Annotated in this window: 9 protein-coding genes; 1 reads left to right on the forward strand and 8 read right to left on the reverse strand. The window is 42.9% G+C overall.

Features of this window, described 5'->3' with window-relative positions; all coding sequences use genetic code 11:
- Positions 1–56: 56 nt before the first annotated feature.
- Positions 57–797 carry a MerR family transcriptional regulator gene (locus tag ADG03_RS00965; RefSeq protein WP_049471717.1) on the reverse strand — a complete coding sequence of 247 codons (741 nt, stop codon included), beginning with the start codon at positions 795–797 and terminating at the stop codon, positions 57–59.
- Positions 798–1,076: 279 nt separating this feature from the next.
- Positions 1,077–2,021: a mannose-6-phosphate isomerase, class I gene (gene manA / locus ADG03_RS00970; protein ID WP_003005297.1), complete on the reverse strand. Its 945-nt coding sequence runs from the start codon at positions 2,019–2,021 to the stop codon at positions 1,077–1,079.
- 115 nt (positions 2,022–2,136) lie between these two features.
- Between manA and queG the strand changes: the two genes are divergently transcribed.
- Entirely contained in the window at positions 2,137–3,276 is a 1,140-nt protein-coding gene (queG, locus tag ADG03_RS00975; RefSeq protein ID WP_049471716.1) for a tRNA epoxyqueuosine(34) reductase QueG, read from the forward strand.
- 21 nt (positions 3,277–3,297) lie between these two features.
- Here queG and ADG03_RS00980 read toward each other — a convergent pair whose 3' ends face one another.
- From ADG03_RS00980 to ADG03_RS01005, 6 genes are all read right to left on the reverse strand, one after another.
- Entirely contained in the window at positions 3,298–3,924 is a 627-nt protein-coding gene (locus ADG03_RS00980; protein WP_024054808.1) for a GNAT family N-acetyltransferase, read from the reverse strand.
- A gap of 83 nt (positions 3,925–4,007) precedes the next feature.
- Positions 4,008–4,523 (reverse strand): phosphatase PAP2 family protein, encoded by a 516-nt coding sequence (locus ADG03_RS00985; protein ID WP_049471715.1) that lies wholly within the window; start codon positions 4,521–4,523, stop codon positions 4,008–4,010.
- 265 nt (positions 4,524–4,788) lie between these two features.
- Positions 4,789–6,549, reverse strand: coding sequence for an ABC transporter ATP-binding protein (locus tag ADG03_RS00990; RefSeq protein WP_049471714.1), 1,761 nt, complete (start codon positions 6,547–6,549; stop codon positions 4,789–4,791).
- Positions 6,542–8,344, reverse strand: a complete 1,803-nt coding sequence (locus ADG03_RS00995; RefSeq protein ID WP_021153784.1) for an ABC transporter ATP-binding protein — start codon at positions 8,342–8,344, stop codon at positions 6,542–6,544. Before ADG03_RS00995 ends, ADG03_RS00990 begins: the two co-directional genes overlap by 8 nt.
- Entirely contained in the window at positions 8,341–8,787 is a 447-nt protein-coding gene (locus tag ADG03_RS01000; RefSeq protein ID WP_021153785.1) for a MarR family winged helix-turn-helix transcriptional regulator, read from the reverse strand. Before ADG03_RS01000 ends, ADG03_RS00995 begins: the two co-directional genes overlap by 4 nt.
- Before the next feature lie 136 nt (positions 8,788–8,923).
- Positions 8,924–9,334: a peptide deformylase gene (locus ADG03_RS01005; RefSeq protein WP_049471713.1), complete on the reverse strand. Its 411-nt coding sequence runs from the start codon at positions 9,332–9,334 to the stop codon at positions 8,924–8,926.
- Positions 9,335–9,440 lie beyond the last annotated feature (106 nt).

Below are 9,440 nucleotides of genomic sequence, written 5' to 3' on the forward strand. Positions count from 1 at the left end.
GGGACGACGAAATCGAATTCTAACGAATGACCGATTTCTGTCCCACTCTCACTTTTTTATTTTGCTTGATTTTCGACATAAAAGGCAATAACATCCGAAGTGTACTGGGCTGTGCCAACTCCAAACTTGTCGATGTTTTCCTTGAATTCTGGATTATAGACATAGCCTTTGCCGATATGGCCAAAAACCTCTATAGAGCAATCAAATCCATACGTTCGAATCGCGTCTAAAAGTTTGGCTGCTTGATCTTGGTTTTCCGATGCTGTTACTGGCAAACCTGCTTGGAGGTTTTTCGCCAAGACTTGGAAGACTTGATTAAAGGCTCTTGTCGCCTCCTCTTCTCGACCTTTTTGACGTTCAAGCGCTTGGTCCATGACTTCTTGACCGTACTTATCTACCGCCTCTTGCTGGTATTTTTGAGTATCTTGGTAGCTAAATCCAGTAAATTTTTCCTCAATGGTCATTTTTCTTTCTCCTTTTTGTTCTTGAATAGTTTTTTGCAAGGTAGAAATCAAGATATCCAGACGTTGTCTTTTTTGAGTCAAATAGTCCAACTGTTTGGTCAAATGGGGCAATAAGTTAGATTTTTCTTCGGCTAAGAGTTCTGCTATTTGGTCTAAGGAAAATCCTAGATACTTGTAGTAGAGAATCACCTGTAATCGTTCTAAATCTTCTTGACTGTATGTCCGATAACCATTTTCAGATTTCACAGGGACGAGAAGTCCTATCTTGTCATAGTGGTGCAGGGTCTTGACAGAGACACCTGACAGCTCTGCAGCTTCTTTGATATGGTACATGATTTCCTCCTTATACTCAATGAAAATCAAAGAGCAAACTAAGAAGCTAGCCGCAGGTTGCTCAAAGCACTGCTTTGAGGTTGTAGATAGAACTGACGAAGTCAGTAACATATATACGGTAAGGCGATGCTGACGTGGTTTGAATTTGATTTTCGAAGAGTATTACATGGATAGTATAATCCCTCCCCTTAGGTCAGAGTCAAGGCTTAACATAAAAAAAGTTTTCAGATAAAAAAGGCTTGAGTTGTTTCACAGCTTTTAACTCAAACCCTTTCTTTTTTATGGATGACTCACGATCAATTCTAAACCTTGTCCTTCCAAAGTCCAAGATTCAACATCGCTCGGTAAGATAAAGTGGCTTCCTTTTTGAATAGGATAATCCTTTCCATCTACCGTCAATTTCCCTTCTCCGGCTAAGACGCTTAACAAGCTGTAATCAGCAGTCTTTTCAAAATCAGCTTTTCCAGTCAGTTCCCACTTATAAACGGTGAAGAAATCACTGGCAACCAAGGTGGTCATTCGAAGATCATCGATCACAACTGTATCTGGATGGCTATTGGCAGGCTCTCCAATGTTCAAGACATCAATCGATTTTTCCAAGTGAAGTTCCCGCAAGTTTCCTTGAGCATCTTTGCGGTCAAAATCATAAACCCGGTAAGTGGTGTCACTCGACTGTTGAGTTTCAAGAATCAAAATTCCAGAACCAATGGCGTGCATGGTCCCGCTTGGCACATAGAAGAAATCTCCAGCCTTGACAGGAACCTTTGTCAGCAAGGCATCCCAGTTTTTATCTTCGATTTGCTGGCGGAGTTCTTCTTTTGACTTGGCATTGTGTCCATAGATAATCTCAGATCCTTCATCAGCCGCAATCACATACCAACACTCAGTTTTTCCAAGTTCTCCTTCATGCTCCATTGCATAGGTATCATCTGGGTGCACCTGTACACTGAGCCAATCGTTGGCATCCAAAATCTTTGTTAATAAAGGAAAGACAGGTTCTTTACGATTACCGAATAATTCCCGATGCTCTTGATAGAGCTGATCCAATCCCATTCCTTCGTATGGACCATTGGCTACTTTAGAAACTCCATGTGGATGGGCTGAAATCGCCCAAAATTCACCGACATGGTCGCTCGGAATTTCGTAACCAAATTCTTCTTTCAGACGAGTTCCTCCCCAAATTTTTTCCTGCATGACTGAATGTAAAAATAATGGTTGTCCCATAATATCCTCCTCGCATTTCATGTTTCTATTATACAAAAAAAAGAAAGCTTTTGAAAGCCCTTTCCATCATTTTCCTCTCTCGCCAGAAACTTCATTTTTGTGTATAATGAAAGGGATGACACTAAAAGAAAACATTATCCAACTGGCGCATTCTATTGGGATTTCAAAAATTGGCTTTACAACCGCTGATGACTTCGCTTATTTGGAAAAATCGCTCCGCTTGGCCGTTGAGGAAGGACGGAATTCTGGATTCGAGCATAAGAATATTGAAGAGCGCATCCAACCCAAATTAAGTCTCTCCTCTGCTAAGACGATCATCTCAATCGCTGTCGCCTACCCCCACAAACTCAAGCAACAACCTCAAAAAACAGCCTATAAAAGAGGAAAATTTACCCCCAACAGCTGGGGATTAGACTACCATTATGTCCTTCAAGACAAGCTCAACCGCTTAGCTGCTGGGATTGAAGAAATGACGCAGGATTTTGAATATAAGGGTATGGTCGATACTGGAGCACTGGTAGATACAGCCGTCGCCCAACGAGCAGGGATTGGCTTTATCGGAAAAAATGGCTTGGTCATTTCAAAAGAATACGGTTCTTACATGTTTTTAGGGGAATTGATTACCAACCTCGAAATCGAACCAGATCAGCCTGTCGACTATGGTTGTGGAGACTGTCGACGTTGTTTAGATGCATGCCCAACCTCCTGTTTAATCGGGGATGGCTCTATGAATGCCAAACGCTGTTTGTCCTTCCAAACCCAAGACAAGGGCATGATGGACCTAGAATTTCGCAAGAAAATTAAAACGGTCATCTATGGATGTGATATTTGTCAGATTAGTTGCCCTTATAACAAAGGGCTAGATAATCCCTTAGCAACGGAAATCGATCCTGATCTGGCTCATCCAGAGTTGATTCCTTTTATCGAGCTGTCCAACGGACAATTTAAGGAAAAATTCGGACATGTTGCTGGAAGTTGGCGAGGCAAGAACATCCTCCAGCGCAATGCCATCATTGCATTAGCCAATGCCAATGACCGCTCGGCCATCCCTAAGCTCCTGAACATCATCGAAAATTCACAAAATCAGATCCATATTGCAACGGCTATCTGGTCTTTAGGGCAACTGCTTCGTGAAGTCACGCCGGACCTTGTTGAGCTCTTACGGAATATCAAACATCCGACTGATGCCATCATAGAAGAACGAACTGCTTTCTTTGAAAAATTCGGCATTCAAGCAGATTCACAGCTACAATGAAAAAACACTAAGGCTGTAACCTTAGTGTTTTTTTAGTTCCTTCAAAAAATACCAACTTCCCATTTCTACTTGGTTAAAGCTAATCTCACTTGAATAGACTTCCTTGTAACCATTTTTCGTGTAAAAATAGACATTTCCTTTGGTATTGGTATAAAAGGCTAGTTTTTTTCCTTGGATCTCTTCCAAGAAAGGCTCAATTCCTTCTGTCATAAAGCGACTGCCATAGCCCTGCCGTTGGTGTTTAGGGGCGACTGCGAGAAGCATCAAATACCAATCAAAGTCTACATTTTGCTCCAATTCCTTATCCGTATCCTCCATAAATTTAAAGTAGGCCAACATATTTTTCAAGGAAATAAATTTGAGCAAACCAAATCCCCCATTTAAGAGATAGGCCCGAAAAGGGATCGGTCCCTTTTGCAACAAGGCAACTGCATAAATTTCATCATTTTTTTCTGCCACAAGGCAAATATGGTGCTTAAGAAAAACCTTTACCAGGATGCGCATCATTGCCTCAACAAAGGCAGGGTATTGCTTGGGATCCCGAACCAAATCCTTGATAACTTTTAAAAATAGATAGTCCTCAAAGGCAGTACTAGCTACTCGAACCACCTGATCCAGATCTGCTTTTTCTGCTTTTCTGTACTTCATCTTCTCTCCTATTCTAAGTCCACTTTCCAGTATACACTATCCCTCGCTCTTAGACAAAGGTCAATTTTCAGCAATTTGTTCATTCAAGCCAGCAAAAAGAGTCCTCCCCAGACGAGTCCCAGCCCCCAAGCGACGAGGACATCCTTGGGATAATGAACCCCTCCAAGAACTCGGATAAGGGCTAATAGAAGAGATAGGAGCATGGAGCACATTCCTAGCGGAAGCGACAACTGACAGACACACATGGAGATAATGGTCGCCGAAAAAACATGTCGGCTAGGAAAGGAATGACCGGATGAATTTTTTTCTAATAAGGGTTGAATCTCCCATTTTTCATAAGGTCTCGGAACATTGACCCAATGACGAAAGAGGCTAAACAAGACAAAACCCGAAGCAGGGATCCAGATAAAAGGCCAGATTCCTCCCATTGAAGTTTTCTTTAAAAACAGCCAACAAAAGACCAGGCCGTAGATGCCTGGCATGGCGAACGTCAGGATTCGATTCATCCTTTGAAGGACCTGCACACGATGTGGCTTTCTCGTAAAAGGCAGGGTTAGCCAACGATAAAATTTCGGATAATCTTGAAGATTGGGCTTCATGTTGGCACTCCTGTCTATCATCTCGTTTTTGTACTACTAGTATACGCGATCCTAAGAAAGCCTGTCAAGCCAGGCTTCTTTTTTATCCTTTCTTTCTTCTTTTTCACATGATTTAGCACTAAAATCTGATGATTTATCATTTTTCTGTACCTAAGAATCGTCTTTCCCATCCCTTCTTCCAGCATAAAAAATAGGATAGAAGCACATAGAATTGCCTTCTATCCTATTATTTTACTTTACATTTCACAAGCCTTGTATCTTGATTTCATGCCACTTCTTCTGTGAATTGGCTATTGTAGAGGTCGGCATAGAAGCCATTTTGGCTCATGAGTTCTTGGTGGTTACCCTGCTCGATAATATTTCCATCTTTCATCACGAGAATCAGATCCGCATTCCGAATAGTGGACAAGCGATGGGCAATGACAAAGGAAGTTCGGCCTTCCATGAGTTTGTCCATGGCTTTTTGAATCAACTCTTCTGTACGGGTATCGACAGATGAGGTTGCTTCATCCAAGATGAGGAGCGGGGCATCCTTCAAGAGAGCACGCGCAATGGTCAAGAGTTGCTTTTGACCGACGGACAAGGTGACAGAATCATCTAGCACGGTGTCATAACCATTCGGCAAGGTCCGAATAAAGTGATGGACCCCAACAGCTCGTGTTGCTGCTTCCACCGCTTCGTCTGAAATATCCGTTTGATTGAAGACCAGGTTTTCTCGAATGGTCCCCTCAAATAGCCAGGTATCTTGTAAGACCATCGAAAAAGCATCATGAACTTCTTCGCGACTCATGGCCTTAGTATCCACACCATCGATGGTAATTTCACCAGCTTGAATGTCGTAAAAACGCATCAAGAGATTGACCATGGTCGTCTTACCTGCACCTGTTGGACCAACAATGGCCACCTTCTGTCCTGGCTTCGCTTCAGCTGTAAAGTCATGGATAATAGTCTTATCTGGTGAATAGCCAAAACGCACATGTTCAAAGGTGACATGACCTTTTGGTGTTTCCAATTGACGTGTTTTTTGGGATTCATCTTCCATTTCTTCTTCGTCTAAGAATTCAAAGACACGCCCCATAGCAGCACTGGCTGATTGCAATTGGGTAATTCCTTGAGCCATTTGACCAATTGGTTGGGTAAAGATGCGGACATAGGTCATAAAGGCCACAATGGTCCCGATGGTAATGTCCCCATTAATGGTGAGGACAGCCCCAACGATACAGACCATGACATAGCCGAAATTCCCCACAAACTGCATCAAGGGCATCATGATCCCAGAGAAGAATTGGGATTTCCACATGCTATGGTACAAATCTTGGTTGATGGCATCAAAATGATCTTTGGCCTGATGACGGCCATTATAGGAAATGACAACATTATGGCCACTATAGATTTCTTCAACATAGCCTGAAACTTTAGCAAGATTATCTTGTTGTTGCTTAAAGAGAGGTTGGCTCTTGACCATAATAATGCCGGAAAGAGCAAAACCTGCAAAGATGGACACAATCGCTGTCACCGCCAAGTGCCAGTCCGTCTTAAACATCATAAAGATGGAGCCAATCAATAAGACAACAGAAGAGACCATTTGAACCAAACTTTGGTTAAAGGATTGGGTCATCAAATCCACGTCATTGGTCACACGAGACAAGGTATCTCCTTGTTCATGGCTATCAAAATATTGGAGAGGTACACGATTGATCTTTTCAGCGATGGCATTTCGCAAGCGTTCTGCGAAGCGCTGAATCATTGTTGAGATAATGAAACTACTGCTGTAGGACACCAGTGCTCCAACTCCATAAAGGATGGCTAAGGTCAGGGCAATCGAAGTGATTTTGTCAATATCAATGGCGCCTCCCATCCCTTTTGTGATGGTATCCGTGATTTCTTTTAACTTATCCGGTCCAATAACCGTGATAATACTCGATACGATTGAAAAGAGGATAGCAACTAGGAAAAATAGGTGGAAGCCCTTCAAATAGGGAGAAAGTTGTCTCCAAAGGGACGAATCTTGTTTTGTTTTATGCATGTTCCAACTCCTCCTTAGACAATTGTGAATAGGCAATTTCTTGATAGACTTCATTGGTCGCAAGCAATTCTTTGTGGGTGCCTTGACCGACGACCTTCCCTTGATCCAAAACCAAAATCAAATCTGCATCCATAATAGTCGAAATCCGTTGGGCAACGATCAATTTGGTCGTATCTGCAAGCTCTTCTTTCAAGGCTTGTCGCAGGATCCGATCTGTTTTATAATCTAGAGCTGAGAAGGAATCATCAAAGATGAGGATCTCAGGTTTGCGAGCCAGGGCCCGTGCAATGGCCAAGCGTTGCCGTTGACCGCCAGAGAAGTTGCTTCCTCCTTGCGCTACTTCTGTATCCAAGCCTTTTTCTTTTGCGGCCACAAACTCTTTGGCTTGGGCCAATTCAAGAGCTTTCCAGATGGCTTCATCCTCTAATTTTCCTTGACTACTTTCTCCAAATTCCATATTGGAGCGAATAGTGCCGCTAAAGAGCACTGCTTTTTGGGGAATATAGCCGACTTTATTATTCAGTTCTTGGTGGCTATAATTCTTGACATTGATGCCATCCACTAAGATCTTTCCTTCTGTTGCATCGTAAAAGCGCGGAATCAAGTTGACCAAAGTGGATTTCCCAGAACCGGTTGATCCGATGAAGGCAACGGTTTGTCCTTTCTGAGCTGAGAAGGTCACATGTTCAATCACAGCACGGGAAGTCCGTCCATATCGGAAGGAAACATCTTGAAATTCAACGGTACCCTCTTGGCCTGTTGTTTCTTTTGACTCACTTGGGAAGGCTACAGACGGCTCTAAAGCTAAGACCTGGTTGATTCGTTTGGCAGATACCAAGGCACGAGGAAGAATAATCAAGATGGCCACCATCATCATAAAGCCAACGACAACCTGCATGGCGTAAGAGGAGAAGGTGATCATATCGGAGAAGACCTTGGTCCGATCCGCTAATGCAGGACTGGTGAAGATCTTTGTAGGATCTTTTGGCATGGCGATATCATTGATCAAGTGCGCCCCAATCCAGTAGATAGCAAGGGTCAACCCACTTGATACCACTGTCATGACAGGGTTCATCAAAGACATCAAACGATAAACAAAGAGATTTAGACGGGTTAAGCCCTTGTTTTCAGCCTGGAATTTCTCATTTTGATAAGCTTCTGCATTGTAGGCGCGAACCACTCGCACCCCAGTCAAACTCTCCCGTGTCGTCGCATTCAAAGCATCGGTCAAACCTTGAACCTTTTGCTGGCGCGGAAAGGCAATAAGAACCAGAACAGAGAGAAGAATCAAGACCATCAAGACCGCAATCCCAACAGACGTTGTCCAGGCACTGCTCTTCCCCCAAATCTTGGTCAGAGCCCAAATCGCCATAATGGGACCACGCGTCACAACTTGCATCCCCATGACAATCATGATTTGTAACTGGGTCAAATCATTGGTTGTACGAGTCAAGAGAGAGGGAACGGAGAATTTCTTGATCTCGGCATCAGAGTAATCCATCACTTGATGGAAAATCTCTCCTCGAAGTCGCGTCGTAAAGCTGGCAGCGACTCTTGAAGCCAAAAAGCCCACAAAAACTGCCATCAAAAAGCTTCCAAAAGAGAAGAGCAACATCTTGCTTCCCGGATCCATAATATCAGAAACCTTGGTCCCATCCTTGGCTAAGAGGGTCGTGATATCGGATAAGTATTCAGGAGTCTTTAAATCCATCCAAACAGCCAGACAGATAAAGACCGTACTAAGGGCAATCATGCCCCATTCTTTGGCAGTTAACCGCCGAAATATATTGATCATTCCTCGCTCCTTTTTTTCATATTCTCATAAAATTGATGCATGACCCTGAAAAAGATGGCCAATTCTTCTTCTGATACACCAGCCATCATATCCTGGTCCACTTCTTCAAAGAATTGTTTCATGTCATTCAATTTATCTTTTACACTGTCTGTTAGGTAGACATACTTGGCCCGTTTATCGGTTGGACTAGGCTCTAGATAAATAAAGCCATTTTTCTCCATGCGCTTGATCAGGTTACTCGTCACGGATTTTGAGATATGAAGTTCCTGCTCAACATCCCGAATCAAGGTCACTTTCCCCTCCTTTTCACGATGAGATAAAAAGCCCAATACCTGACCTTGGGGTCCTGCGCTAAATTCAAGCCCTCTCTTCTTGGCCTCTCTTTCTACCATGAGGTGAATGAGATGACCGATTTTTTTAAATTCTAGTAAAGGTTTGTCCATCATTTCCTCCAAATAGTTCTCTTAAGAACTTTAAAGTTACTATGAGAACTATTTTAACACAAAAAAGATCCCTGTCAAGAAAAAAGTTTCCATAAGAACTAAAAAAATGGAGCCCAATCGACTCCATTAATGACTTCTAGATAATAATGCCTTCTAGATGATCCATTTCATGCTGACAGATCTGGGCTGGAAAACCTGACAAATGAATTGTTTTTGCTTTCCAATTCACATCTCGATAGGCCACTGAAATCTCCTCATAACGAGTGGTCGGCCGACTCCCCACCAAGGACAAGCATCCTTCTTCTGTTTGGTAAGGCTTTTTCTTTTCGAGGAGAACCGGATTAAACAGGACCAGATTTTCACTTCCCATTCGGATAATAATCACCCGCTTTTTCACCCCGATCATATTAGCCGCTAAACCGACACACTCAAGGAGATGAGCATTTAAGGTGTCCTGCAAATCCAAAGCCAAGGTGCGATCCTCAGGTGTCGCTTCTTCTGACTTTTGACCCAAGAATAAGACATCTTTTACAATATTCTTTTTCATTCCTTCCTCACTTCTTGATAGATAGACGAAAGAAGTGAGTGGGACAGAAATCGGTCATTCGTTAGAATTCGATTTCGTTGTCCCACCTCCGCACAGTTGAGTAGGG

It is taken from the genome of Streptococcus parasanguinis (assembly GCF_001069785.1).
GTDB classification, from domain to species: domain Bacteria; phylum Bacillota; class Bacilli; order Lactobacillales; family Streptococcaceae; genus Streptococcus; species Streptococcus parasanguinis_T.

Excerpts from the sequence above, each read along its gene's own strand:
- ADG03_RS00965 (WP_049471717.1), bottom strand. The coding sequence starts at position 797 with ATGTACCATATCAAAGAAGCTGCAGAGCTGTCAGGTGTCTCTGTCAAG.
- manA (WP_003005297.1), bottom strand. The coding sequence starts at position 2,021 with ATGGGACAACCATTATTTTTACATTCAGTCATGCAGGAAAAAATTTGG.
- queG (WP_049471716.1), top strand. The coding sequence starts at position 2,137 with ATGACACTAAAAGAAAACATTATCCAACTGGCGCATTCTATTGGGATT.
- ADG03_RS00980 (WP_024054808.1), bottom strand. The coding sequence starts at position 3,924 with ATGAAGTACAGAAAAGCAGAAAAAGCAGATCTGGATCAGGTGGTTCGA.
- ADG03_RS00985 (WP_049471715.1), bottom strand. The coding sequence starts at position 4,523 with ATGAAGCCCAATCTTCAAGATTATCCGAAATTTTATCGTTGGCTAACC.
- ADG03_RS00990 (WP_049471714.1), bottom strand. The coding sequence starts at position 6,549 with ATGCATAAAACAAAACAAGATTCGTCCCTTTGGAGACAACTTTCTCCC.
- ADG03_RS00995 (WP_021153784.1), bottom strand. The coding sequence starts at position 8,344 with ATGATCAATATATTTCGGCGGTTAACTGCCAAAGAATGGGGCATGATT.
- ADG03_RS01000 (WP_021153785.1), bottom strand. The coding sequence starts at position 8,787 with ATGGACAAACCTTTACTAGAATTTAAAAAAATCGGTCATCTCATTCAC.
- ADG03_RS01005 (WP_049471713.1), bottom strand. The coding sequence starts at position 9,334 with ATGAAAAAGAATATTGTAAAAGATGTCTTATTCTTGGGTCAAAAGTCA.